The organism is Mixta sp. BE291 (assembly GCF_031457955.1).
Taxonomy (GTDB): Bacteria; Pseudomonadota; Gammaproteobacteria; order Enterobacterales; family Enterobacteriaceae; genus Mixta.
This window is the reverse complement of sequence record NZ_JAVDXN010000004.1, coordinates 171,108-195,208: the sequence shown is the minus strand read 5'-3', so window position 1 is coordinate 195,208 and position 24,101 is coordinate 171,108. Positions and strand designations below refer to the sequence as shown.

Here is a 24,101-nt window from a genome sequence, read left to right as displayed (position 1 = left end):
CAGGAAGTGTGAAGGGCGTCAAATCCCGGCGGGCTTCCAGCGGAGTGGAAAAGAAACGGCCAGGAATGTGAGAAGTCGCACAGATTTTTTTGGTACGAGTACAACCGGCTGGACAAAAACAACAACGCCGGGCAACCCGTAAGGATAACCCGGCGTAAATGATGACAACGCAGCGATTACTGCAGCAGGGAAATATCCGCTACCTGCAGGAACAGCTGACGCAGTTTCGCCAGCAGCGTCAGGCGATTAATTCGCACCGCCGGATCTTCAGCGTTAACCATCACCTTGTCGAAGAAGTTATCAACCGCTTCACGCAGTTGCGCCAGCTCGATCAGCGCATCCTGATAACGCCCTTCAGCGAACCACGGCTGCAGCTTGCTTTCCAGCGCGGTGACAAAGGTCGCCAGTTTGATCTCTTCATTCTCTTTCAGCAGCGAAGCCTGCACGCTCTCGTTCAGCGGCTCGGTGGCTTTGGCCAGAATATTAGAGACGCGCTTGTTAGCAGCGGCCAGCGTTGCGGCATCGGCCAGCGTGCGGAAGTGCGACACCGCCTTCATGCGCGCATCGAAATCAGCCGGACGGGTTGGACGACGCGCCAGCACCGCCTGAATCGTATCCACGCTGTGGCCCTCTTCCTGATACCAGGTGCGGAAGCGACCCAGCATAAAGTCGATGACCTCATCCACTACCTTCTGGTTGCTCAGCTTGCTGCCATACAGGCGCACCGCTTCTTCGGTCAGGGTTTGCAGATCCAGCGGCAGATGCTTCTCAACGATAATGCGCAGCACGCCCAGCGCGGCACGACGCAGCGCAAACGGGTCTTTATCGCCTTTCGGATGCTGTCCAATGCCGAAAATCCCGGCCAGCGTATCCATCTTATCGGCAATCGCCAGCGCGCAGGCGACCGGGCTGGAAGGCAGATCGTCACCGGCGAAACGCGGCTGATACTGCTCATTCAGCGCGACGGCCACTTCTTCCGCTTCGCCGTCATGACGCGCATAGTGCATGCCCATCACGCCCTGCGTGTCGGTAAACTCAAACACCATGTTGGTCATCAGGTCGCATTTGGAAAGCAGGCCTGCGCGCGTCGCCATATTCACATCCGCGCCGATCTGTGCGGCAATCCAGCCCGCCAGCGCCTGAATACGATCGGTTTTGTCGCGCAGCGTGCCCAGCTGCTGCTGGAACAGCACGGTTTCCAGACGCGGCAGCTGATCTTCCAGACGTTTTTTCCGGTCGGTATTAAAGAAGAATTCGGCATCGGCCAGACGCGGACGCACCACTTTCTCGTTACCGGCGATAATCTGCTGCGGATCGCTCGATTCAACGTTCGCGACAAAGATAAAGTGCGGCAGCAGTTTGCCGTCGTTGTCGTAAACCGGGAAATATTTCTGATCGCCTTTCATGGTATAGACCAGCGCTTCCGCAGGCACCGCGAGGAATTTCTCCTCGAAGGTCGCGGTCAGCACCACCGGCCACTCCACCAGCGAGTTCACCTCTTCCAGCAGGCTGTCGCTCAGATCCGGGTTGCCGCCGATCTGACGCGCCGCCGCTTCGGCGTCCGCTTTGATTTTGGCTTTACGCGCGTCGTAATCCGCCAGCACTTTGCCACGCGTTTCCAGAATCTCCGGATATTGGTCAGCGTGATCGATGGTGAACTCTGGCTCGCCCATAAAGCGATGTCCGCGCAGCGTGCGGCCTGATTCAATGCCCAGAATGGTGGCCGGAATCAGCTCGTCGCCCAGCAGCAGCGTCACGGTATGCACCGGACGCACAAACTGCACGTCGCTCGCGCCCCAGCGCATCAGCTTCGGCACCGGCAGCTTCGCCAGCGCCGTGGCGATCATGCCCGGCAGCAGTTTCTGCGCGCTCTCGCCCTGCACATGGGCGCGATACATCAGCCATTCACCCTTGTCGGTTTTCAGGCGTTCGGCCTGATCGACGGTAATCCCGCAGCCGCGCGCCCAGCCTTCTGCGGCTTTGGTCGGCGCGCCGCTGGCGTCGAAGGCGGCGGCAATTGCCGGGCCGCGTTTTTCAACTTCGCGATCCGGTTGCGCCGCGCTCAGGTTAGCGACTTTCAGCGCCAGACGACGCGGCGCGGCATACCACTTCACGTCGCCGTGAGCGAGGCCCGCGCTGTCCAGTTCAGCGGTCAGCTGAGCGGCAAAAGATTCCGCCAGGTTGCGTAGCGCTTTTGGTGGCAGCTCTTCGGTGCCGATTTCCACCAGAAAAGTTTTGTCAGTCATGGCTGCCTCTTATTTGTTGTTATTGCACATCGGGAAGCCCAGCGCCTCGCGGGAGGCGTAGTAGGCTTCTGCCACGGCTTTGGTCAGGGTGCGAATACGCAGAATATAGCGCTGACGTTCGGTAACCGAGATCGCTTTGCGGGCGTCCAGCAGGTTAAAGCTGTGCGCCGCTTTCAGAATGCGCTCGTAGGCAGGCAGCGGCAGCGGTTTTTCCAGCGCCAGCAGCATCTGCGCTTCTTTTTCATACTGCTCAAAGCAGGTGAAAAGGAAATCCACGTCGGCGTATTCAAAGTTATAGGTGGATTGCTCGACTTCGTTCTGATGGAACACGTCGCCGTAGGTGGTTTTACCTAGCGGGCCGTCGCTCCAGACCAGATCGTAAACGCTGTCGACGCCCTGGATATACATCGCCAGACGCTCCAGGCCGTAAGTGATTTCGCCGGTAACCGGTTTGCACTCCAGGCCGCCGACCTGCTGGAAATAGGTGAACTGCGTCACTTCCATGCCGTTCAGCCACACTTCCCAGCCGAGACCCCAGGCGCCCAGCGTCGGGTTTTCCCAGTTATCTTCCACAAAGCGGATATCGTGAATGCCAGGATCGAGGCCCAGCTCTTTCAGCGAGCCAAGGTAGAGCTCCTGAATATTGTCCGGCGACGGCTTAATGATCACCTGGAACTGGTAATAGTGCTGCAGACGGTTCGGGTTTTCCCCGTAGCGCCCGTCGGTAGGACGGCGGGAAGGCTGCACATAGGCAACGGCGATCGGCTCCGGGCCCAGCGCTCGCAGGCTGGTCATCGGGTGAGAAGTGCCAGCGCCAACTTCCATGTCCAGTGGTTGAACAATGGTGCAGCCCTGACGCGCCCAGTAATCCTGCAAGGTCAGGATCAGGCCCTGAAAGGTCTTGGTATCAAACTTTTGCATGTTGAATTCGCACGCGATACGGGTGAGTTAAAAAAGTGTGCGTCAGTATACCCTTTGACCGGGCGTTATGCAGCCTGTGATCTCGTCTGGCTGCCGCTTTGTTTCATTGCGGTTCAAGGGCGGCTGGCTGCGGGTGGAAATCTGAATCCTGACGGCGAAAAGTTGTTGAAGCGTGGTGGCCTGGCTACCCTCATAAACGTAAGTGCTCGCTTTATGAGGAAAAAATGTCGGCGCAAAAGATTGGCTGGATAGATAATTTACGTGCGGTGGCCTGCATGATGGTCATCATGATTCATACCACCACCTGGTATATCACCAACAGCGATCGGGTCGCGGAATCCGCCTGGGACGGAGCAAATCTGTTGAATTCCGCTTCCCGCGTCTGCGTTCCGCTGTTCTTTATGATTTCCGGCTACCTGTTTTTTGGCGAACGCAGCGCGCAGCCGCGTCATTTTCTGCGTATCGTGCTCTGTTTGCTGTTTTACAGCGCCGTTGCGCTGGTCTACATCAGCGTGCTGACGCCGATTAACGAGAAACTTTCGCTGCTGCATCTGTTACAGAAGCCGGTGTTTTATCACCTGTGGTTTTTCTTTGCGATTATCACCATCTATCTGTTTTCACCGCTGATTCAGGTGAAACCCACCACGGCGCGCTACGTTATGGCGCTGGTACTGGTGGTGGCCGTGCTGGCAAACCCGAACACCGCCGACCAGACGATCGACCGTTTTCAATGGCTGCCGGTTAACCTCTATATCAGCGGGAACAGCATCTATTATCTGCTCTATGCTCTGCTGGGCCGCGCCCTTGGCACCATGCAGACGGAACGGCGCGGCATCAACTGGCTGGCGGCGCTGCTGTTTATCGCCTGCGTGGCGGGCATTGCGGTCGGCACCAAAAATGAGCTACACATTAACGGCGCGTTTTCCGATCTCTGGTATCTCTACTGTGGGCCGCTGGTGTTTATCGGCGCGCTGAGCCTGTTCGTGCTGTTTAAAAACGCCCTTAACCGACCGTTGCCGATTCTGGCGCTGATCTCGCGTAATTCTTTACCAATTTACGGCTTTCACGCGTTGATCATCCATTTTATGCGCACCCATTATCTGGACCATAAACAGTGGCCGCTGCTGGATATCACGCTGGTGTTCACCGTGACGCTGGCGGGCAGCCTGCTGTTGGCGCTGGCGCTGCGCCGCCTCGACAAACGGCATCTGGTCAGTTAAGCGCTACCTGAGCGATTCAGTCTCCATCAGCGGCGCAAGCTGCTGATAAAGTTTAGCGAAATGCGCGCGCCGCGCCTGATAGCGCTGATGGCGTTGCGCATCAGGCTGATGGCGCTGCGCTAAAGGCAGCGCAGGCAACAACGTTTCCGGCGGCTGTGCCGGATGCAGCGCCAGCTGTGCCAGACGCGCAGCGCCCAAAGCAGGACCGACGTCGCCGCCGTGACAGTAATCCAGCGTCTGTCCGCTGATATCCGCCAGCAGCTGCCGCCAGTAAGCGCTGCGTGCGCCACCACCGATCAGCGTAATACTTGTTGGCCTGATACCGCAGGCGTGAACCGCATCCATGCCCTCAGCCAGCGCATAACCGACGCCTTCCAGCACCGCCTGCGCCAGTTCCGGCCTGCCGTGCTGATGCGTCAGCCCAAAGAACACCCCTTTCGCCTGCGGGTTATTATGCGGCGTGCGTTCGCCGGAAAGATAAGGCAGGAAAAACAGCGGCGGCACATCCATGCGCGCCCGTTCAGCCTCTGCCAGCAACGCCGGTACATCGGCACAGCCGGTGAGCGCGGCGGCCCAGTCCAGACAGGCGGCGGCGCTGAGCATCACCGACATCAGATGCCAGCGATCCGGCAGCGCATGACAAAAGCTGTGAACCGCACTTTCCGGGTTGGCCAGAAAACCGTCGCTGACCATAAAGTAAACGCCGGAGGTGCCCAGCGACAGCATGGCCTGCCCGGCGTTGATCATGCCGGTGCCGACGGCGCCTGCGGCATTGTCGCCCCCGCCCGCCACCACCGGCACGCTTTCCATTCCCCAACGCTGCGCCAGCTGCGGTTGCAGGTAACCGGTAATCTGGTTGCCTTCAAACAGCGCAGGCATCTGCGCCAACGTCAGCCCGCAGGCTTTCAGCAGCGTTTCGCTCCAGCGGCGCTGCGCCACATCCAGCCACATAGTGCCCGCCGCATCCGACATATCGCTGGCGAAATCGCCGGTCAGCTGCCAGCGCAGGTAATCCTTTGGCAACAGCACTTTAGCGATACGCGCAAATATTTCCGGTTCATGCTGTTTTACCCACAGCAGCTTGGGCGCGGTGAAGCCCGGCATCATCAGGTTGCCGGTAATGCGGCGAGCGTCGGGCACCGCTTCTTCCAGCTGCTGACACTGGGCCAGGCTGCGGCCGTCGTTCCATAAAATGGCCGGTCGCAGCGGCTGATATTGCGCATCCAGCAGCGTCGCGCCATGCATTTGTCCGCTCAGGCCAATGGCCTGCACCTGGCTCAGCGCGTGCTGCTGACGCAGCGCCTGCAGCGCCTTATCGGTCGCCTGCCACCAGCTATCAGCATCCTGCTCGCTCCACAGCGGCTGCGGACGGGAAACCGTTAGCTTTTCCGTCTGACTCGCCACCACCTCGCCTTCGCTATTCAGCAACACCACCTTCACGCCGGAGGTGCCTAAATCGATGCCGATAACCATGCTGCGCTTCCCTTTAATGAATTAACGATAGAGCCAGCTGTTCACCAGGTTTTCTAACTGCTCCTGGCGTCCACTCTGATGCTGTGGATTAAACTGATGCTGCGCCGCATGTGAGGCCAGCGCCGCCAGCGACATTTCGCCCTGCAAAATCTGCTGGCCCAGTTCACCGTTCCAGCCGCTGTAGCGCTGCGCGACGCGACGATCCAGTTCACCGGCTTCAATCATGCGCGCCGCTACCTTCAGCGCCAGCGCCATAGTATCCATCGCGCCGATATGCCCATAAAACAGATCGTATTTATCGGTGCTTTGACGTCGTACTTTGGCATCAAAGTTCAGCCCGCCGGTAGAGAAGCCGCCCGCTTTGATAATTTCATACATCACCAGCGCGTTTTCCTCGACGCTGTTCGGGAACTGATCGGTATCCCAGCCCAGCTGCGGATCGCCACGGTTGGCGTCTACCGAGCCAAAAATGCCCAGCGCAATGGCGGTAGCAATTTCATGATGGAAGCTGTGACCCGCCAGCGTGGCATGGTTCGCTTCCACGTTAACTTTGATCTCTTTTTCCAGGCCAAACTGCTTCAGGAAACCGTAAACCGTGCCGACATCGTAATCGTACTGATGCTTGGTTGGCTCCTGCGGTTTCGGCTCGATCAACAGCGTGCCCTGAAAACCGGTTTTATGTTTATGCTCTACCACCATTTGCATAAAGCGGCCCAGCTGCTCACGCTCCTGGCGCAGATCGGTATTCAATAGGGTTTCATAGCCTTCGCGCCCGCCCCACAGCACATAGTTTTCTCCGCCAAGCTGGTGCGTCGCCTGCATGGCGCTGCATACCTGGCTGGCGGCCCAGGCGAACACTTCCGGATCGGGGCTGGAGGCCGCGCCTGCGCCGTAACGTGGATGGGTAAAGCAGTTCGCGGTGCCCCACAGCAGCTTAACGCCGGTCTGCTGCTGCTTCTGCTGTAGCACCTCGGTCATCAGCGCCAGATTGTGCTGATAGCTTTTCAGCGAATCGCCTTCCGGCGAGACGTCAACATCGTGAAAGCAGTAGAACGGCACGTTCAGCTTATAGAAAAATTCAAACGCGACATCCGCTTTGCGCTTTGCCATCTCCAACGCATCGCCCGATTTTTGCCAGGGGCGATCGAACGCGCCAACGCCGAACATATCGACGCCGGTCCAACAGAAGGTGTGCCAGTAGCAGGCAGCGAAGCGCAGATGATCCGCCATGGTTTTGCCCAGCAGAACTTCATCGGGATTATAGTGACGAAACGCCAGCGGATCGCTGCTCTCCGGCCCCTGATAGCTAATGCGTTCAATCTGATCAAAATAAGCCTGCATCGTTTACTCCTTAACAAGTTGACCGGAAATGGTCAGCGAAGATGACTTCATTCTGATCAGCCGCCGCCTCACGCTCAATTACGTTATTTCACACCACAATTAAGATAATTATTAAATGTGCGTCAGGTCGCAAAATAGGGCGATTTATTGCTTTTTCTCCGTATCAACACGCAAAAAATAATCTTGCTCAATTTTTATTTCATTAAAAAACCGATCGCCATCATAAAACCAGCAATAAACCAAAAAACGTAACGCCGGGATAAAAATCTGTAATTGAAGAAAGCCCGCGCTCAGGTCAAGAATCCAACAGCCCGTTCAGGAACGTTCCGATAAAAAACACCTCAACCTACAGGGTAATGATGATGAAAATGAAACAGACGTTATTGGCCGTTTGCGCTGCGCTGGCGCTGTTTAGCCACGCTGGCCACGCTAAAGAGGTCAAGATCGGCATGGCCATTGACGATCTGCGCCTTGAGCGCTGGCAAAAAGATCGCGATATTTTCGTCAAAAAGGCCGAAGCGCTGGGCGCCAGCGTGTTTGTCCAGTCTGCCAACGGCAACGAAGAAACCCAGATGGCGCAAATCGAAAATATGATCAATCGCGGCGTCGATGTGCTGGTGATTATTCCTTACAACGGGCAGGTATTAAGTAATGTGATTGCCGAAGCAAAGCAAGAAGGCATTAAAGTACTGGCTTACGATCGCATGATTAATAATGCCGATATCGATTTCTATATCTCTTTTGATAATGAAAAAGTTGGCGAACTTCAGGCGCAAAGTATTGTTAAGCAGGTGCCGCAGGGGAATTATTTTCTGATGGGTGGCTCGCCGGTGGATAATAACGCCCGTCTGTTCCGCGCCGGACAGATGAAAGTACTCAAGCCGTTGATTGATGACGGGAAGATTAAAGTCGTCGGCGATCAATGGGTGGATGCCTGGCTGCCGGAAAACGCGCTGAAAATAATGGAAAACGCCCTGACCGCGAATAATAACCATATTGACGCGGTGGTGGCGTCTAACGACGCTACCGCTGGCGGCGCGATTCAGGCGCTTTCCGCGCAGGGACTGGCGGGCAAAGTGGCTATTTCCGGGCAAGATGCGGATTTGGCCGCGATCAAACGCATTATGAGTGGTACGCAAACCATGACGGTATATAAACCGATCAGCAAACTGGCCGACGATGCGGCAAAAATTGCCGTGGAGTTAGGCAACGATAAACAGCCGCAGACCAACGCGACGCTGAATAACGGCAAAAAAGAGGTTCCCGCCTGGCTGTTAACCCCGGTTCCGGTTGATAAAAGCAATATCGACAGCACCGTTGTCGCCGACGGCTTTCATAAAAAGAGTGAGCTTTAAGCCCTTTGCCGCCGTCCGGCGGCAATTCCATCGCTGGAGAATGTCATGACCACGCTACTGGAAATGAAAAACATTACCAAGCGCTTCGGTACCGTAAAGGCCGTGGACGATATCTCTTTGCGCCTTGAGGCGGGCGAAGTGGTGTCGCTATGTGGTGAAAACGGCTCCGGTAAATCGACGCTGATGAAAGTGCTGTGCGGCCTCTATCCAGCGGGCGACTATCAGGGCGAAATTCTGTTTTCCGGCGAGCCGCTGCGGCCCATCACGATTCGTGATACCGAGCGCAAGGGCATCGTGATTATTCATCAGGAATTGGCGCTGGTGCGGCAGCTGACGGTGCTGGAGAACATCTTTCTCGGCAGTGAGATCAGTCGGGGCGGCGTGGTGGATGACGACACCATGGCGCTGCGCTGTCAGCGGCTATTGAAGCAGGTGAAGCTGGATATCTCGCCGCATACGCGCGTGGGCGAGCTGGGCATTGGTCAGCAGCAGTTAGTGGAAATTGCCCGCGCGCTGAACAAGCAGGTACGCCTGCTGATTCTGGATGAGCCTACCTCTTCCCTCACCGAACAGGAAACCGGCGTGCTGCTGGAGATCGTCAAGGATCTGCGCGATCACGGCATCGCCTGCGTTTATATCTCGCACAAGCTCAATGAAGTGAAAGCCATTTCCGACACCATCTGCGTGATCCGCGACGGCAAGCATATCGCGACCTGCCCGGCCGATGGGCTGAGCGAGGACGACATTATTACCATGATGGTTGGGCGTGAACTGACCGCGCTCTATCCGCGTGAGCCGCATCAACAGGGCGAAGAGATTCTGCGCGTAGAAAACCTTACCGCCTGGCATCCGGTTAACCGTCATTTGCGGCGGGTAAATAATGTCTCCTTTACGCTGCGGCGCGGGGAAATACTCGGAATTGCCGGGCTGGTCGGCGCCGGGCGTACCGAAACCGTGCAATGCCTTACCGGCGTGTGGCCCGGACGCTGGGAAGGTCAGGTGACGATCAAAGCGCACCGGGTTAATCCTACGCGCTGGAGCTGTCAGCAGGCGATTCGTCACGGTATCGCCATGGTGCCGGAAGATCGTAAAAAGGATGGCATCGTGCCGCTGCTCGGCGTGGGGAAAAATATTACCCTGGCGGCGCTTAGCCAGTTTAGCAGTGCGTTTTCCGTGCTGGATGAAGCGCGTGAACAGGTGGCAATCAATCAGTCTATTCATCAGCTGCGGGTAAAAACCTCCTCTGCGGAGCTGGCGGTGGGCCGTTTGAGCGGCGGCAACCAGCAAAAGGCGGTTATTGCGAAATGTCTGTTGCTGAACCCAGAAATTCTGATCCTTGACGAGCCTACGCGCGGCATCGATATCGGCGCGCGCGTCGAAATTTACAAGCTGATCCACCAGCTGGTGCAACAGGGCATCGCCATTATTGTGATCTCATCTGAGCTGCCGGAGGTGCTGGGGCTGAGCGACCGCGTACTGGTGATGCACGAAGGACAAATCAAAGCTGACTTGCCGAACCACAACCTGACGCAGGAACAGGTGATGGAAGCGGCCCTGCGGAGTGAACATTATGCTTAAAACCAATACTGCGATGTTGCCCGCCAGCGGCGGCGGCGCACCGGGCAAGCTGCGCCTGCTTAATTTACAGGTACTGGTGATGCTGGCGGCGATTGTATTGATAATGCTGTTTTTTACCTGGATGACCGACGGCGCTTATCTCAGCGCGCGCAATGTCTCTAACCTGCTGCGCCAGACGGCGATCACCGGCATTCTGGCGGTAGGCATGGTGTTTGTGATTATCTCTGCCGAGATTGATCTGTCGGTTGGCTCCATGATGGGTCTGCTGGGCGGCGCGGCGGCGATTTTTGACGTCTGGCTGGGCTGGCCGCTGCCGCTGACGATTGTGGTTACGCTGGCGCTCGGCCTGCTGCTGGGTGCCTGGAACGGCTGGTGGGTCGCCTATCGGAAAGTCCCCTCTTTTATCGTGACCCTGGCCGGGATGTTGGCGTTTCGCGGCGTGCTGGTGGGCATCACCAACGGCACCACCGTCGCGCCCACCAATCCGGCGATGTCGCAAATCGGTCAAAGCTATCTGCCGGACGGCATCGGCTTCGGGTTTGGCGTTATCGGGCTTGGCCTGTTTATCGTCTGGCAATGGCGGCTGCGGCTGCGACGTCAACAAATGGGACTGGAGCAGCCGCCTGCGCGCAGCGCGGTATCGCGTCAGACCATTACCGCGCTGCTGGTGCTGGGCGCAATCTGGCTGCTGAACGACTATCGCGGCGTCCCCACGCCGGTGCTGCTGCTGGCGTTGTTGATGCTGGCCGGGATGTTTATGGCAACCCGCACCGCCTTCGGCCGCCGTATTTACGCGATTGGCGGCAATGTTGATGCGGCCCGCCTTTCCGGCATCAACGTCGCGCGCAACAAAATGGCGGTGTTTGCGATTAACGGTCTGCTGGTGGCGGTGGCGGGTTTGATTCTGAGTTCACGTCTGGGTGCCGGATCGCCTTCCGCCGGTAATATCGCAGAGCTGGATGCCATCGCCGCCTGCGTGATTGGCGGCACCAGCCTGGCGGGCGGTATCGGCTCGGTGGCGGGCGCGGTAATGGGCGCGTTTATTATGGCCTCGCTGGATAACGGCATGAGCATGATGGATGTGCCCACCTTCTGGCAGTACATCGTGAAGGGTGCCATTCTGCTGTTGGCGGTATGGATGGATACCGCAACCCGCAGGCGGGTGTAATCGTCGAAGCAGATCACAAGGCTCGCCAATTTTTTTCTGCAACTGGTTTCCCTGTGGTAATCAAGATGCAGAATAAAAACCAGGAGTGATCATGTTTGAGAAACGTTTTCGCATCAGCCTGCTGTTTAATGCCAATAAAATCTATGATCGTCAGGTAGTGGAAGGTGTCGGCGAATATTTGCAGGCATCGCAAACCGACTGGGATATTTTCATTGAGGAGGATTTTCGCTGTCGTATCGATAACATGCGCGAATGCCTCGGCGATGGCGTGATCGCTGACTTTGACGATAAAGATATCGAAGCGCTGTTACAGAATGTGGATGTGCCGATTGTCGGCGTGGGCGGCTCTTATCACCAGCCAGAAGATTATCCGCCTGTCCACTATATCGCTACCGACAACGCCGCCCTGGTAGAGAGCGCGTTTTTGCATTTGAAAGAGAAAGGCATTAACCGCTTTGCTTTTTACGGCCTGCCCGCCTCCTGCGGCAAGCGCTGGGCGCAGGAGCGCGAGCATGCGTTTCGCCGTCTGGTGGCGCAAGAGCGCTACCAGGGGGTGGTTTATCAGGGCATGGAGACCGCACCGGCCTATTGGCAACATGCGCAAAACCGGCTTGCCGACTGGTTGCAAACTTTGCCGCAGCAAACCGGCATCATTGCCGTTACCGATGCGCGCGCACGTCATCTGTTGCAGGTGTGCGAGCATCTGAAAATTCCGGTTCCTGAGAAGCTGTGCGTCATCGGCATTGATAACGAAGAGCTGACGCGCTATTTGTCGCGCGTGGCGCTTTCATCGGTGGCGCAGGGGACCCGACAGATGGGCTATCAGGCAGCCAAGCTGCTGCATCGTCTGCTGGATCAACAAACGCTGCCGTTGCAGCGTATTCTGGTGCCGCCGGTAAAGGTAATCGCCCGCCGCTCCACTGATTTTCGTTCGCTGCACGATCCGGCGGTGATTCAGGCGATGCACTATATCCGCTTTAATGCCTGTAAAGGGATCAAGGTCGAGCAGGTGCTGGACGCGGTAGGCATGTCGCGTTCCAATCTGGAAAAGCGCTTTAAGGATGAAACCGGCGAGACCATTCACACCATTATTCACAGCGAAAAGCTGGAGCGGGCGCGGGCGCTGCTGATCTCCTCCTCTATGCCAATTAATGAGATTTCACAAATGTGCGGCTACCCTTCGCTGCAATATTTCTATTCAGTGTTTAAGAAAAGCTACGCCAGCACGCCGAAGGAGTATCGGCAGCAAAATGCGGAGATAATGAGTTAGCGCAACAGACAGGTTTTGCGGGAGCCTACCGCTTGCCGGCTCATGTCACGATCGGCCTAATTATCAGCCGTACGCGCTTCCCCGACGGCTGATAACCCCACGCTTTTGCCGCAACCTGCTCACCTTTGGCGGCTGGCAAATGCGCACCCTGCGACACCATCAGTTCAACACACGCCAAATCATTAACCCCATTAATGTTAAGTTTTTACCGAAATGCCAGTTTCACAATGAAAACGGCGTCTCAATCACACTTTATGACTTTTTGATGAAAACATTGTTTAGATAAACTTATTGATCAATACTTGTTGCAGGTGTTTGTTAACCCCTACAGCGAGGAAAACTCATCGTGTTATATCCAGTCGTTAAGTCCGCCGATCAACTGAACGGTGTGGTCGGGTTACACCGCACGCTGCGTTTTAATAAGCGAAGCTTATGCGAAGATGTCGAGATTTGTCAGGTCACGACCCTGCAGGAGTTTTATACCAGTATGCAAAAGCTCCATACTGAATATCTGCGCCTTGGACTGGTTAAACGGCAGCAGGGGGATATGCTGTTTTCACCCTGGTTTTTTTCGCCGGGGAATAGCCTGTTTATCGCGCGGATTGCGGATGATGTGATCGGCACGATCGGCTTTATCAAACAAAGCGAGCAGGGATTACCAGCGGAAAAAATCTTTGCCGATGTCATATCGGATACCCGTTGCCGCCCGGAAAAAACCGGTGAAATCGGCTCGCTCTGTATCGACGCGCGTTACCGCAACACCGGGATGTTAAGAACGCTCTATGCCTGGATGATGCTGTACGCCATTTTCGATCGGCGCATCGAAACGCTGTTTATTCAGGTGGAAAAACGTAAGGCGCGCTTTTATCAGGATCTGCTGTTTTTTAAACAGCTGGGGGAGAGCCGCATGCATCCCGACTATGAAGGGCATGAAGTTGCGCTGCTGCATGCGGATGTCACCACGGTAAGCCAGATCCTTTCCCACCAGCTGACCTCTGGGAAAGGTAGCGGCGTACGTCAGCTGCTCGCCGCCTTTGAAATAGAAGACATATTCCGCCAGCTGCGTCAGCAAATGCGACAAAAGCGCGGGTTTTGCTGGAGCGCGAAAACCGTACGTCACTATTGTGATCTTTGCGGCGTCAATGAAACGCGTCTAAACGTTTCACAGCGGGCATTATTGCAGGCATTGCTGAACCGTTCCGATGGCTAAATACGCCCGCGCTGTCGCAGAGGCAACCGGCTAATTCTGTGTTGCCTCTGCTTTCTGGTCCCCGCTTTTTACTTTACTCGCCGCCCGACATACTATTCCGCCATTAGCAGCAGATCGCTGTGCGGGAATGCTTTAAGGAAGGCGGGATGAAAGCGAAGTCAACAACCCTTTATGATGTGGCGCAGTATGCCGGTGTCTCCTACCAAACCGTTTCACGGGTAATAAACCAGGCGGAAAACGTATCAGAAAAGACCCGACAAAAAGTTGAGCTGGCGATGACGGCGCTGAACTACGTGCCTAACCGCGTAGCACAGCAGCTGGCGGGAAAAATGGGTTATACCATCGGGCTCGCTACGTCTAACCTCTCTTTGCATGCGCCTTCACAAATTGCTGCGGCCATTAAATCCCGCGCCGGTGAAAAAGGCTTTAATGTCGTGATCTCAATGACCGAGCAGAGCGGCGCGGCAGCGGCCAAAGCGGCAATTAACAATCTGCTGGCGCAGCGCGTGGACGGGCTGATCGTAAATATTCCCCTGCAGGACGAAGAAGCGCAAAACCTGGTTGCGCTCTGTCAGGCGCTGCCGGTGCTGTTTCTTGACGTTTCGCCGCAGCTGGCCGCGAATAGCGTTATTTTTGATCCTGCTGAAGGCGCGCGTTTAGGCGTTGCGCACCTGCTGGCGCTTGGTCATCGTGATATCGCGCTGCTGGCGGGGCCGCAGGATTCGGTTTCGGCGCGGCTGCGCTTTGAAGGCTGGCAGCAAACGCTGGCGCAACATCAGCTACGGCCAACGGCAGTTATGGAAGGAGACTGGAGCGCGATGTCTGGTTATCAGCAGGTTACACGGCTGTTGAATGAGGGCGCGCACCCGAGTGCGATTCTGGTGGCGAACGATCAGATGGCGTTAGGCGCGCTTCGGGCCATTGCTGAAGCTGGCCTGAAAGTACCGCAGGACATATCGATTATCGGTTATGACGATACCGCTGACAGCGCCTGTTTTATTCCGCCGCTGACGACCATCAAGCAGGATTTCAAAGCGTTAGGTAAAAACAGCGTAGAACGCCTGGTGGAGCTGATCGGACAACCTGACGCGCCGGTGCGTTCCGAGCTGCTGCCGGTTAGCCTGGTGACGCGTAAAACCACCGCTTCTCCACAGCAAGAAGCGCTTTCGCCACAGGCGCTGGCGGATGCGTTAATGCAGCTGGCACGCCAGGCGGCGCGGCTGCGATAGGGCATCAGGAAGCGCTTTGTTCATCAGTGTTTCTATACGTTTAACCTTTTCCGGCGTTATTGCTGGCATATTCTTAATGAAGTTTCTTTGCCATTCATCATGGATAGTAGTGGTCCATTTTGGCTGGTACAGACCACTTAATCCAAGCCGCATAAGAAGGTCACGCAGCATAAAAGTTTCACCATATGGGGACGTGAAACATTCAAAATGTTGGCAGCTTCTTGTGTCGTTAATCGCCTTTGCACAATTATTTGTGAATCCCATCACCGATTGCGGCCACGCGCCTTTACATCCCCGCCAGTCAAAACCATATTGCTTATAAATGTGAGCGCATCACAAATGCATAAGGAAAAGGACATGATCGTAAAAGCAGGTACTTCTGCCGCCACCTTAAGCGCCATTCTGGCGCGCCGTGACTGGGAAAATCCGGCGGTAACCCAAATTAACCAGCTTCCCGCTCATCCGCCATTTTGCAGCTGGCGTACGCCTGCGGCGGCGCGCGAGGATATGCCCTCCACCAGCCTGCAAACCCTGAACGGGCGCTGGTCGTTCAGCTATTTTCCTCAGCCGGAAGCCGTGCCGGAAAGCTGGGTAGAACAGGATCTGCCTGGCGCTGACGAAGCGCAAGTGCCCTCAAACTGGCAGATGTCAGGCTTTGATGCGCCCATTTATACCAACGTTAATTACCCGATTCCGGTTAACCCACCTTTTGTACCAGCAGAAAACCCCACCGGTTGTTACTCGCTCACATTCGATGTTAATGAAGCGTGGCTCGCCTCTGGGCAGACGCGTATCGTTTTTGACGGCGTGAATTCGGCTTTCCATCTGTGGTGCAACGGTCACTGGATTGGTTATGCCCAGGATAGTCGCCTGCCGTCCGAGTTTGACCTGAGCACGGTGTTGAAGCCGGGCGCTAACCGCCTGGCGGTGATGGTGCTGCGCTGGAGCGACGGTAGCTATCTGGAAGACCAGGACATGTGGCGTATGAGCGGTATTTTCCGCGATGTTTCACTGCTGCATAAGCCGCACACCCATATCAGCGATCTGCAGGTGGTGACCCAGCTGAATGAAGAGTTCAGCCATGCCGAACTGAAGGCGCTGGTCGTCGCGAACGGCGAATCGCTGCAGGATGTGCAGGCGACGGTGCAGCTCTGGTTTGGTGAGGAGATGCTGGGCGAACGCCAGCAACCGCTTGGCAGCGAAATCATCGATGAGCGCGGCGCATGGAAAGATCGCACTACCCTGCGTCTGCCGGTTACCGCGCCGCAGCTCTGGAGCGCCGAAACGCCAACGCTTTATCGTCTGGTGGTGCTGCTGCACGACGCTAACGGCACGCTGCTGGAGGCGGAAGCCTGCGACATCGGCTTCCGTAAAGTAGAGATTTCGCAGGGGCAGTTAAAACTAAACGGCAAACCGCTGCTGATCCGCGGCACCAATCGCCATGAACATCATCCTGAGAATGGCCAGGTGATGGATGAAGAGACCATGCGCCGCGATATCCTGCTGATGAAACAGCATAATTTTAACGCGGTGCGCTGCTCGCATTACCCGAATCATCCGCTCTGGTATCGTCTGTGCGATCGCTACGGCCTGTACGTGGTCGACGAAGCCAATATCGAAACACACGGTATGGAGCCGATGAATCGCCTCTCCAGCGATCCGGTCTGGCTGCCCGCGATGAGCGAGCGCGTCACGCGCATGGTGCAGCGCGACCGCAACCATCCGTCGATCATTATCTGGTCTTTAGGCAATGAGTCGGGGCATGGCGTCAATCATGATGCCCTTTATCGCTGGATTAAATCGAACGACCCTACCCGGCCGGTGCAGTATGAAGGCGGCGGCGCTAACAGCACCGCCACCGATATTATCTGTCCGATGTATGCGCGCGTCGATCAGGATCAGCCCTTCCCGCAGGTGCCGAAATGGTCGATTAAAAAATGGATCGGTATGCCGGATGAGCATCGGCCGCTTATCCTCTGCGAGTACGCCCATGCCATGGGTAACAGCTTCGGCGGCTTCCATAAATACTGGCAGGCGTTTCGCCAGCATCCCCGTCTGCAAGGCGGCTTTGTCTGGGACTGGGTCGATCAGTCGCTGACCCGTTATGACGATGAGGGCAAGCCTTATGCCGCTTACGGCGGCGACTTTGGCGATAAGCCAAACGATCGCCAGTTCTGCATGAATGGCCTGGTCTTTGCCGATCGCACGCCGCATCCGGCGTTATTTGAAGCGCAGCAGGCGCAGCAGTTTTTTCAGTTTGCCCTGAAAAGCACCACGCCAGTACAGCTGGAAATCACCAGCGAATACCTGTTCCGTCACAGCGATAACGAACAGCTGATCTGGACGCTGGCGCAGAAAGGTCGCACTTTAGCCAGCGGCACGGTGAAGCTGGATATCGCGCCTGAAGGTCGCCAGCTGATAACGCTTAACGAGCTACCCGCTATTACCGCCAGCGGCCAGGTGTGGCTGACGGTGCAGGTGCAGCAACCCAACGCGACCGCCTGGTCTGAAGCGGGTCATATCTGCGCCTGGCAACAGTGGCAGCTGGCCTCGCCATTAACCTTACCTGTAGCGCCGCACGGTGCGGGCGAAGCACCAACGCTGCGCGTTAGCGAACATGCCTTCGATATTCAGCTCGGCGAGCAGCATTGGCAGTTCAGTCGTGAAAATGGCCTGTTGACTCAGTGGTGGAAAGCGGGCGAAGCCGCGCTGCTACAGCCGTTGCAGGATCAATTTACGCGTGCGCCGCTGGATAATGATATCGGCGTGAGCGAGGCTGCGCGCATCGATCCCAACGCCTGGGTCGAGCGCTGGAAAGCCGCTGGTTTTTATCAGATGGAGCCGCAGCTGGAACTATGCGAAGCAGAACGCCTCAGCGGTGAAGTCGCGCTGCGTACGGTGCACAGCTGGCGTTACCAGAACCAGATCCTGTTTATCAGCCGTAAAAGCTACCGCATCGACCACCGTGGTGAACTGCATATCAGCGTCGATGTGGATATCGCCGCCGGTATTCCGGCACCGGCGCGCATCGGCCTTACCTGCCAGCTGGCGCAGGTAGCGCCGCAGGTGAGTTGGCTCGGCCTCGGCCCGCATGAGAACTACCCGGATCGTAAACAGTCTGCCCGCTACGATCGCTGGCAGCAGCCATTAGAGGCGCTCTATACGCCATACGTTTTCCCCAGCGAAAATGGGCTGCGCTGCGATAGTGAATGGTTGCAGTATGGCGACAACGAATGGCGCGGGCGTTTCCACTTTAATCTCAGCCGCTACAGCCAGGCGCAGCTGCGCGACGTTACGCACCGCCATCTGTTGCAAGAGGAACCGGGAAGCTGGCTGAATCTGGATGGATATCATATGGGCGTTGGCGGCGATGATTCATGGAGCCCTAGCGTCTCGCCGGAATATTTACTGCAGGATCATCATTATCACTATGAAGTGAGCTGGGCTCGTGGTTAACACGCGCTGAGCGTTAGCCGGGGCAGAGCTGGCCAGTCTGCCCCGCGATAACCTTAAGGAAAACATTATGTACTACTTAAAAAATACTAATTTCTGGATGTTCGGGCTGTTTTTCTTTTTTTACTTTTTCATCATGGGAGCCTACTTCCCGTTTTTTCCGATCTGGTTGCATGACATCAACCATCTCAGTAAAAGCGACACCGGCATCGTTTTCGCCTCGATTTCGCTGTTTTCACTGGTGTTTCAGCCCGTTTTCGGTCTGCTTTCCGATAAGCTGGGATTAAAGAAACATTTGCTGTGGATTATTACCGGCATGCTGGTGATGTTCGCGCCCTTCTTTATTTATGTCCTCGGCCCGCTGTTACAAGCCAATATTTACCTCGGCGCCATTGTTGGCGGCATCTATCTCGGCTTTATTTATAACGGCGGCGCACCGGCCATTGAAGCCTATATCGAGAAAGTCAGCCGACGGAGCCAGTTCGAGTTTGGTCGCGCGCGCATGTTCGGCTGCGTGGGCTGGGCGCTGTGCGCCTCGATTGTCGGCATCATGTTCACCATTAATAACCAGTTTGTCTTCTGGCTCGGCTCTGGCTGTGCGGTGATTCTGGCGATCCTGCTGTTTATTGCGAAACCACAGGCACAGCCCTCCGCAGAAGTGGCCAATTCGCTGGGCGCCAACCACTCGCCCTTTAATTTGCGCCTGGCGCTGGAGCTGTTTAAAGATCGTAAGCTCTGGTTCCTGTCGCTGTATGTGGTGGGCGTTTCCTGTACCTATGATGTGTTCGACCAGCAGTTCGCTAACTTCTTTACCTCGTTTTTCGCCTCCGGCGAACAGGGAACGCGCGTCTTCGGCTACGTCACAACCATGGGCGAGCTGCTGAACGCCAGCATCATGTTCTTTGCGCCATTGATTGTGAACCGTATCGGTGGGAAGAACGCGTTACTGCTGGCGGGCCTGATTATGTCGGTGCGCATTATTGGCTCTTCTTTCGCCACCTCGGCGCTGGAAGTGGTGGTGCTGAAAACGCTGCATATGTTTGAAGTGCCGTTCCTGATTGTTGGCTGTTTTAAATATATCACCAGCCAGTTTGAGGTGCGTTTCTCCGCTACTATTTATCTGGTTTGCTTCTGCTTCTTTAAACAGCTGTCGATGATTTTCATGTCGCTGTTTGCCGGCTTTATGTATGACAGCATGGGCTTCCACGGCGCTTATCTGGTGCTGGGTATGATAGCGCTCTGCTTTACGCTGATATCTGTCTTTACCCTTAGCGGCGAAGGGCCGCTGACGGCGCTACGGGCACGTGGCAAGAAAGAGGTGAAGGCGGCCTGAACCGGCTGAAACAAAAGCATTAAGCCAAACACCGACGCCGCAACGGATAACGTTGCGGCGTTTTTTTAGCTCTGGCTGAACAGCAGCATAATTTGTGAAAGGCGGGTAAAAACCATCTCCATTACCCGATAAAAGAAAGGCGCAAAATTGTTCATTACCAACAGGATTGCCAGCATGCCAACGCTAAGCGTTAGCGGAAAGCCCACCACAAAAATAGAGAGCTGCGGCGTCAGACGGTTCAGTATCCCAAGCGTCATATTGATCGCCAGCAGCAGCGTAACCACCGGCAAACCCAACGCGATGCCGAACTGAAAAACCAGGCTACCGGTATTAGCGATCGCATTAAATACATCACGGTTCAGCGGCGCGGTGCTGATCGGCACCAGCTGAAAACTCTCCGCCAGCACTTCCAGCATCAGCAAGTGGCCGTTAAACAGTAGAAACAGCAGAATCGCCAGCAGGTTAAGAATACGCGCAAGAACCGGCATATTGCCGCCGCCGGCAGGATCGTAAAACGTTGCGAACGAAAGGCCCATCTGCAGACCGATAATTTCACCGGCGTAACGCACGGCCACAAACAAAAGCTGAATAGTCAGCCCCATCGCTACCCCGATCAACAACTGCTGACAGCCTACCCATAGGCCCATAACCGAGATCAGCGGAATGGCATTGTCAGGCAGATTCTGCCCCAGCAGCAGCGTGATAATCGCCGCCAGGCCGATCTTAACCCGGCTGGCAATGGCTTTATCGGTAAATACCGGCGCGGAGCTAAGCAGCGCCAGCACGCGAATAAGCGGCCAGAAATAGTGGCTTATCAGCAACGGTAGCGCATCCAGCGACAGACTCTGCATGTCAGCCAATCATTTGGGGCAAGTTAGTATAGAGCGCGCGCATATAGTCGAGCATCGTTGATAGCATGCTCGGCCCAAGCGCGATGGCCACCGCGACAATCATCAAGATTTTCGGGATAAAGCTCAGCGTCATTTCATTAATTTGCGTGGAGGCCTGCAAAATACTGACAACGAGGCCGGTGACCAGCGCTGCCAGCAGCAGCGGCGCGGCCAGCATTAGCCCTACCCGGATGGCCTGGAAGCCCATCGCCATTACGCTTTCTGGCGTCATCTGTTATCCCGTCAGTTGATAAAAGTCTGAGCAAGTGAACCCATGATCAGCTGCCAGCCATCCACCAGCACGAACAGGATCAGCTTGAACGGCAAAGAGATGGTCGCGGGTGGCAGCATCATCATCCCCAGCGCCATCAGTACGCTGGCGATCACCAGATCGATAATCAGAAACGGGATGAAGACCGCAAAGCCGATTTGGAAGCCGGTTTTTAGCTCGCTGGTGACAAACGCGGGCAGGAGAATACGCAGCGGCACTTCATCCTGGCTGGCGTAGTTATCGACTTTCGCCATGCGCGTATACAGTGCCAGATCGGCTTCGCGCGTATGGCTCAGCATAAATTCACGCATCGGCTTCACCGCCTGCGGCAGCGCTTCTTCCATGGTGATCTTATCCTGCGACAGCGGCACCCAGGCATTCTCATAAACCTGGTTAAACACCGGCGACATAACGTAAAAGGTAATAAACAGCGCCAGTCCCAATAGCACCTGATTAGGCGGGGTAGAAGGCGTACCTAACGCGTTACGCAGCAGGCTCAGTACGATAATAATGCGGGTGAACCCAGTCATCATCAGCAAGATGGCGGGTAAAAACGTCAGAGAGGTCAGCAGTACCAGCGTTTGGATCGGCAAAGACCAGCCTTCACCGTTGCCGCTCCGCGTCAGCAGAATATCGCCGTTAGCGGCCCAGGCCGTATGTGGCAACAGAAGTAAAGCCAGCAGCACCGGCGTCAGCCGGTAACGCTGTACAGTACGCATTAAAAAACTCATTGTTCAGGTTCCGCTTTGCCGCGTTTTAACAGGCGCTTCAGGGTAAGCTGGAAATCTGGCGCAGCGATGGGTGGCGCCTTTTCGGGTTGCGTGAGTCGTCCAAGGCGGGTGATCGCGCCAGGCGTAACGCCCAGCAGCAACCGCTGTCCCTCAACCTCAACAACAACCAGGCGTTCACGTTGGCCAAGCGAATGGCTGCTTTTCACCACGAGCGATGACCCGTGTCCGCGCGCCTGGCTGACCAGTCCCCAGCGACGTGCCAGCCAGGCGCAGGCAACGATCAACAGAATGACCATTGCCAACGCGCCACTTACCTGCGTGACCAGTGAGAAGGTGGTAGAAGCCTCATTCATAACAGGTTCGTGTTCCGGTTAACTCTCACCTGCTTAAACGCTGCATACGTTCAGAAGGGGTAATAATATCGGTGATGCGAATGCCGAATTTATCGGACACCACCACCACTTCGCCCTGTGCGATCAGATAGCCGTTAATCAGAATATCAAGCGGCTCACCAGCCAGACCGTCCAGCGTCACCACCGAGCCCTGACTCAGCCGTAGCAGCTCTTTGATGGTCATTTTGGTTCGACCCAGCTCCACGGTCATTTTTACCGGGATATCAAGAATCAGTTTGAGATCTTCGCTAAATGCGGCAACCTGGGTCTCTTTCGTAATAACCGGTGCACTGGCCTGACTTTCCGTAGTCTGTTGCTCGGCCAACGCGTCCCCCCAAAGATTGTCTGCAGACTGCTCGTCAGCCTCAGACGGTTGTTTTGCGTCACTCATGGGGATATTGCTCCTTATTTAATGACGGTATAGTCGGGTGTAATAACTTCTCGATTTTGAGAGCGTATTGACCGTTAACACAGCCATAGCTGCCCGAAAGAACCGGGAAACCGTCAACGCACGCTTCAATATTTTCCGGCTTGTCCAGCGGAATGACGTCGCCCTTTTGCAGCGCGAGAATTTTTGACAGCCGCGTTTGCATATCAGAAAAATTCGCCACCAGCTCCAGTTCGGTATCTTTTACCTGTGAAGCCAGCACCGTGCGCCACTGATCATCCTCCTGCTGCGAATTTTCCAGCGGCGGATTACTTAATAGCTCACGTAGCGGCTCAATAATGCTGAAAGGAATACAGATATCAAATTCACCGCTTTGCGATCCTATTTCCACATAAAAAGGCGTGGTGACCACAATATCGTTTGGCGATGAGGTGATATTGGTGAACTTAACCTGAATCTCGGCACGGACATATTCCATTTCTAATTTAAAAATGGAGCTCCAGGCGTAATCGTAAGCATCCAGCGCCATCGACAGCATGCGTTTAATAATGCGCTGCTCGGTAGGGGTAAATTCGCGGCCTTCCACCTTGGTCAGAAAACGCCCATCTCCGCCAAACAGGTTATCTACCGCCATAAAAACCAGACTGGGCGAGAAAGCAAACAGCGCCGTTCCGCGCAGCGGGTTCATATGCACCAGGTTAAGGTTGGTCGGCACCGGAAGGTTGCGCGCAAATTCATGATAGGGCTGTATTTTTATATTTCCCGCGGTGATATCCGGGCTGCGGCGGAGCAAATTAAACAGCGCCATACGAAACTGACGTGCAAAGCGTTCATTAATAATCTCTAGCGAATGCAGGCGCTCACGCACCACACGACGCTGAGTATTAGGATCGTAAGGTTTAATGGCCTCATGATCGATCACATCTTCTTTAATACGTTCATTTTCACTACTGCCGCCGCCGTTTAGCAAGCGATCAATTTCAGCCTGCGATAGTATGCTGTCAGACATGCGCGTTACCGTAATATAAAGGCGTTAAACAAAACATCCGTCACCGTCACGCCCGATTTATCATCGAGAGGCAGGCTTAATATTTGTTTAATATCCTGGATTAATTGTGACTTGCCTTCGTTAAGGGCTAATTGTTCCGCACTGTGACCGGAAAACAGCATCAATAAACGGCTACGCACTTCCGGCAAATATTGCTCTATCTTCGATTTGTCGTCTTCATTGACGACGCGCAACGTTAAGCCAATATAGAGCACCCTATCGTAGGCTTCTCCGCCCGGTTTCAGGCTGACGGTAAAGGTATCTAACGGGACATAAACAGGCATTGACGGTTCAGCAACTGGCGTAACTTCAGCTGGTGGGTTATCTGAAAGCAGGCGCGCCTGCATAATTTTCATCTCGTACAGGGTCCAGGCGGCAATAGTACAGGCGGCTGCCGCCAGCAGCACAATCACAATAATAAATAGCGTTCGTAATTTACTTTTCCCTGTCGTTGTCGACTTTTTTTTATTTGGCATCGAATTAACACTTCCTGTTATAAATTACAGACGTTCAATTATACAGTTCCATTGAATAGCAAATTCTATTACAAGCAAGCCCCTGAACAATTTGCCAAACAGATGAAA

20 protein-coding genes and 1 pseudogene are annotated in these 24,101 nt (G+C 55.3%); 9 read left to right on the top strand and 12 right to left on the bottom strand.

The genetic code is table 11. The annotated features are described in order from the left end of the window. Positions 1-176: 176 nt before the first annotated feature. Positions 177-2,246 carry a glycine--tRNA ligase subunit beta gene (gene glyS / locus J2X14_RS11045; RefSeq protein ID WP_352411265.1) on the bottom strand — a complete coding sequence of 690 codons (2,070 nt, stop codon included), beginning with the start codon at positions 2,244-2,246 and terminating at the stop codon, positions 177-179. Positions 2,247-2,255: 9 nt separating this feature from the next. Then, positions 2,256-3,167 (bottom strand): glycine--tRNA ligase subunit alpha, encoded by a 912-nt coding sequence (gene glyQ, locus J2X14_RS11040; protein ID WP_352411264.1) that lies wholly within the window; start codon positions 3,165-3,167, stop codon positions 2,256-2,258. Positions 3,168-3,391: 224 nt separating this feature from the next. On the opposite strand from glyQ, the gene J2X14_RS11035 reads away from it, so the two are divergent. Next, entirely contained in the window at positions 3,392-4,387 is a 996-nt protein-coding gene (locus tag J2X14_RS11035; protein WP_352411263.1) for an acyltransferase, read from the top strand. A 3-nt stretch (positions 4,388-4,390) separates the two neighbouring features. Here J2X14_RS11035 and xylB read toward each other — a convergent pair whose 3' ends face one another. Continuing rightward, positions 4,391-5,860 (bottom strand): xylulokinase, encoded by a 1,470-nt coding sequence (gene xylB, locus J2X14_RS11030; RefSeq protein WP_352411262.1) that lies wholly within the window; start codon positions 5,858-5,860, stop codon positions 4,391-4,393. A gap of 21 nt (positions 5,861-5,881) precedes the next feature. Beyond that, complete coding sequence (gene xylA / locus J2X14_RS11025) at positions 5,882-7,201, bottom strand: xylose isomerase (RefSeq protein WP_352411261.1); 1,320 nt, start codon at positions 7,199-7,201, stop codon at positions 5,882-5,884. 362 nt (positions 7,202-7,563) lie between these two features. Between xylA and xylF the strand changes: the two genes are divergently transcribed. The 6 genes from xylF (at position 7,564) to J2X14_RS10995 (ending at position 15,011) form a co-directional block, all read left to right on the top strand. Beyond that, on the top strand, positions 7,564-8,556 hold the full coding sequence (xylF, locus tag J2X14_RS11020) for a D-xylose ABC transporter substrate-binding protein (protein WP_352411260.1): 993 nt from the start codon (positions 7,564-7,566) through the stop codon (positions 8,554-8,556). Between the two features lie 45 nt (positions 8,557-8,601). Next, on the top strand, positions 8,602-10,134 hold the full coding sequence (locus J2X14_RS11015) for a xylose ABC transporter ATP-binding protein (RefSeq protein ID WP_352411259.1): 1,533 nt from the start codon (positions 8,602-8,604) through the stop codon (positions 10,132-10,134). Positions 10,135-10,147: 13 nt separating this feature from the next. Further along, positions 10,148-11,302, top strand: coding sequence for a xylose ABC transporter permease XylH (gene xylH, locus J2X14_RS11010; RefSeq protein ID WP_502889998.1), 1,155 nt, complete (start codon positions 10,148-10,150; stop codon positions 11,300-11,302). A gap of 91 nt (positions 11,303-11,393) precedes the next feature. After that, positions 11,394-12,572 carry a D-xylose utilization transcriptional activator XylR gene (gene xylR / locus J2X14_RS11005; protein WP_352411257.1) on the top strand — a complete coding sequence of 393 codons (1,179 nt, stop codon included), beginning with the start codon at positions 11,394-11,396 and terminating at the stop codon, positions 12,570-12,572. 346 nt (positions 12,573-12,918) lie between these two features. After that, the gene (locus J2X14_RS11000) at positions 12,919-13,782 is read left to right on the top strand and encodes a GNAT family N-acetyltransferase (protein ID WP_352411256.1); all 864 of its coding nucleotides are present in this window, start codon (positions 12,919-12,921) and stop codon (positions 13,780-13,782) included. Between the two features lie 146 nt (positions 13,783-13,928). After that, the gene (locus J2X14_RS10995; RefSeq protein ID WP_352411255.1) at positions 13,929-15,011 is read left to right on the top strand and encodes a LacI family DNA-binding transcriptional regulator; all 1,083 of its coding nucleotides are present in this window, start codon (positions 13,929-13,931) and stop codon (positions 15,009-15,011) included. 170 nt (positions 15,012-15,181) lie between these two features. On the opposite strand, the pseudogene J2X14_RS21010 reads toward J2X14_RS10995, so the two are convergent. Beyond that, a pseudogene (locus J2X14_RS21010) lies at positions 15,182-15,256 on the bottom strand (DNA-binding protein); the annotation flags it as partial. 112 nt (positions 15,257-15,368) lie between these two features. On the opposite strand from J2X14_RS21010, the gene J2X14_RS10990 reads away from it, so the two are divergent. Together J2X14_RS10990 and J2X14_RS10985 are read left to right on the top strand one after the other, a co-directional pair. After that, on the top strand, positions 15,369-18,467 hold the full coding sequence (locus tag J2X14_RS10990) for a beta-galactosidase (protein ID WP_352411254.1): 3,099 nt from the start codon (positions 15,369-15,371) through the stop codon (positions 18,465-18,467). Positions 18,468-18,534: 67 nt separating this feature from the next. Continuing rightward, positions 18,535-19,797, top strand: a complete 1,263-nt coding sequence (locus tag J2X14_RS10985; RefSeq protein WP_352411253.1) for an MFS transporter — start codon at positions 18,535-18,537, stop codon at positions 19,795-19,797. Between the two features lie 65 nt (positions 19,798-19,862). Here J2X14_RS10985 and fliR read toward each other — a convergent pair whose 3' ends face one another. Genes fliR through fliL form a run of 7 tightly spaced genes read right to left on the bottom strand, consistent with a single transcriptional unit; the run spans position 19,863 to position 23,993 of the window. Continuing rightward, complete coding sequence (fliR, locus tag J2X14_RS10980) at positions 19,863-20,648, bottom strand: flagellar biosynthetic protein FliR (RefSeq protein ID WP_352411252.1); 786 nt, start codon at positions 20,646-20,648, stop codon at positions 19,863-19,865. A 1-nt stretch (position 20,649) separates the two neighbouring features. Further along, the gene (fliQ, locus tag J2X14_RS10975; RefSeq protein ID WP_352411251.1) at positions 20,650-20,919 is read right to left on the bottom strand and encodes a flagellar biosynthesis protein FliQ; all 270 of its coding nucleotides are present in this window, start codon (positions 20,917-20,919) and stop codon (positions 20,650-20,652) included. A gap of 11 nt (positions 20,920-20,930) precedes the next feature. Next, positions 20,931-21,689 (bottom strand): flagellar type III secretion system pore protein FliP, encoded by a 759-nt coding sequence (fliP, locus tag J2X14_RS10970; protein ID WP_502889992.1) that lies wholly within the window; start codon positions 21,687-21,689, stop codon positions 20,931-20,933. Then, positions 21,686-22,042, bottom strand: a complete 357-nt coding sequence (fliO, locus tag J2X14_RS10965; protein WP_352411249.1) for a flagellar biosynthetic protein FliO — start codon at positions 22,040-22,042, stop codon at positions 21,686-21,688. The genes fliP and fliO overlap by 4 nt, the downstream gene beginning before the upstream one ends. A gap of 25 nt (positions 22,043-22,067) precedes the next feature. Continuing rightward, positions 22,068-22,472 carry a flagellar motor switch protein FliN gene (gene fliN, locus J2X14_RS10960; RefSeq protein ID WP_352411248.1) on the bottom strand — a complete coding sequence of 135 codons (405 nt, stop codon included), beginning with the start codon at positions 22,470-22,472 and terminating at the stop codon, positions 22,068-22,070. Continuing rightward, entirely contained in the window at positions 22,465-23,478 is a 1,014-nt protein-coding gene (gene fliM, locus J2X14_RS10955) for a flagellar motor switch protein FliM (protein WP_352411247.1), read from the bottom strand. Before fliM ends, fliN begins: the two co-directional genes overlap by 8 nt. A gap of 5 nt (positions 23,479-23,483) precedes the next feature. Beyond that, complete coding sequence (gene fliL, locus J2X14_RS10950; protein ID WP_352411246.1) at positions 23,484-23,993, bottom strand: flagellar basal body-associated protein FliL; 510 nt, start codon at positions 23,991-23,993, stop codon at positions 23,484-23,486. Positions 23,994-24,101: the final 108 nt, after the last annotated feature.

Bases quoted from the DNA above. Each gene is read 5' to 3' on its own strand.
- fliO (WP_352411249.1), bottom strand. From the start codon at position 22,042: ATGAATGAGGCTTCTACCACCTTCTCACTGGTCACGCAGGTAAGTGGC.
- J2X14_RS10985 (WP_352411253.1), top strand. From the start codon at position 18,535: ATGTACTACTTAAAAAATACTAATTTCTGGATGTTCGGGCTGTTTTTC.
- fliL (WP_352411246.1), bottom strand. From the start codon at position 23,993: ATGCCAAATAAAAAAAAGTCGACAACGACAGGGAAAAGTAAATTACGA.
- J2X14_RS11015 (WP_352411259.1), top strand. From the start codon at position 8,602: ATGACCACGCTACTGGAAATGAAAAACATTACCAAGCGCTTCGGTACC.
- xylH (WP_502889998.1), top strand. From the start codon at position 10,148: ATGTTGCCCGCCAGCGGCGGCGGCGCACCGGGCAAGCTGCGCCTGCTT.
- fliR (WP_352411252.1), bottom strand. From the start codon at position 20,648: ATGCAGAGTCTGTCGCTGGATGCGCTACCGTTGCTGATAAGCCACTAT.
- xylA (WP_352411261.1), bottom strand. From the start codon at position 7,201: ATGCAGGCTTATTTTGATCAGATTGAACGCATTAGCTATCAGGGGCCG.
- xylB (WP_352411262.1), bottom strand. From the start codon at position 5,860: ATGGTTATCGGCATCGATTTAGGCACCTCCGGCGTGAAGGTGGTGTTG.
- fliP (WP_502889992.1), bottom strand. From the start codon at position 21,689: ATGAGTTTTTTAATGCGTACTGTACAGCGTTACCGGCTGACGCCGGTG.
- J2X14_RS10990 (WP_352411254.1), top strand. From the start codon at position 15,369: ATGATCGTAAAAGCAGGTACTTCTGCCGCCACCTTAAGCGCCATTCTG.
- fliM (WP_352411247.1), bottom strand. From the start codon at position 23,478: ATGTCTGACAGCATACTATCGCAGGCTGAAATTGATCGCTTGCTAAAC.
- glyS (WP_352411265.1), bottom strand. From the start codon at position 2,246: ATGACTGACAAAACTTTTCTGGTGGAAATCGGCACCGAAGAGCTGCCA.
- fliQ (WP_352411251.1), bottom strand. From the start codon at position 20,919: ATGACGCCAGAAAGCGTAATGGCGATGGGCTTCCAGGCCATCCGGGTA.
- xylF (WP_352411260.1), top strand. From the start codon at position 7,564: ATGAAAATGAAACAGACGTTATTGGCCGTTTGCGCTGCGCTGGCGCTG.
- xylR (WP_352411257.1), top strand. From the start codon at position 11,394: ATGTTTGAGAAACGTTTTCGCATCAGCCTGCTGTTTAATGCCAATAAA.
- J2X14_RS11035 (WP_352411263.1), top strand. From the start codon at position 3,392: ATGTCGGCGCAAAAGATTGGCTGGATAGATAATTTACGTGCGGTGGCC.
- fliN (WP_352411248.1), bottom strand. From the start codon at position 22,472: ATGAGTGACGCAAAACAACCGTCTGAGGCTGACGAGCAGTCTGCAGAC.
- glyQ (WP_352411264.1), bottom strand. From the start codon at position 3,167: ATGCAAAAGTTTGATACCAAGACCTTTCAGGGCCTGATCCTGACCTTG.
- J2X14_RS10995 (WP_352411255.1), top strand. From the start codon at position 13,929: ATGAAAGCGAAGTCAACAACCCTTTATGATGTGGCGCAGTATGCCGGT.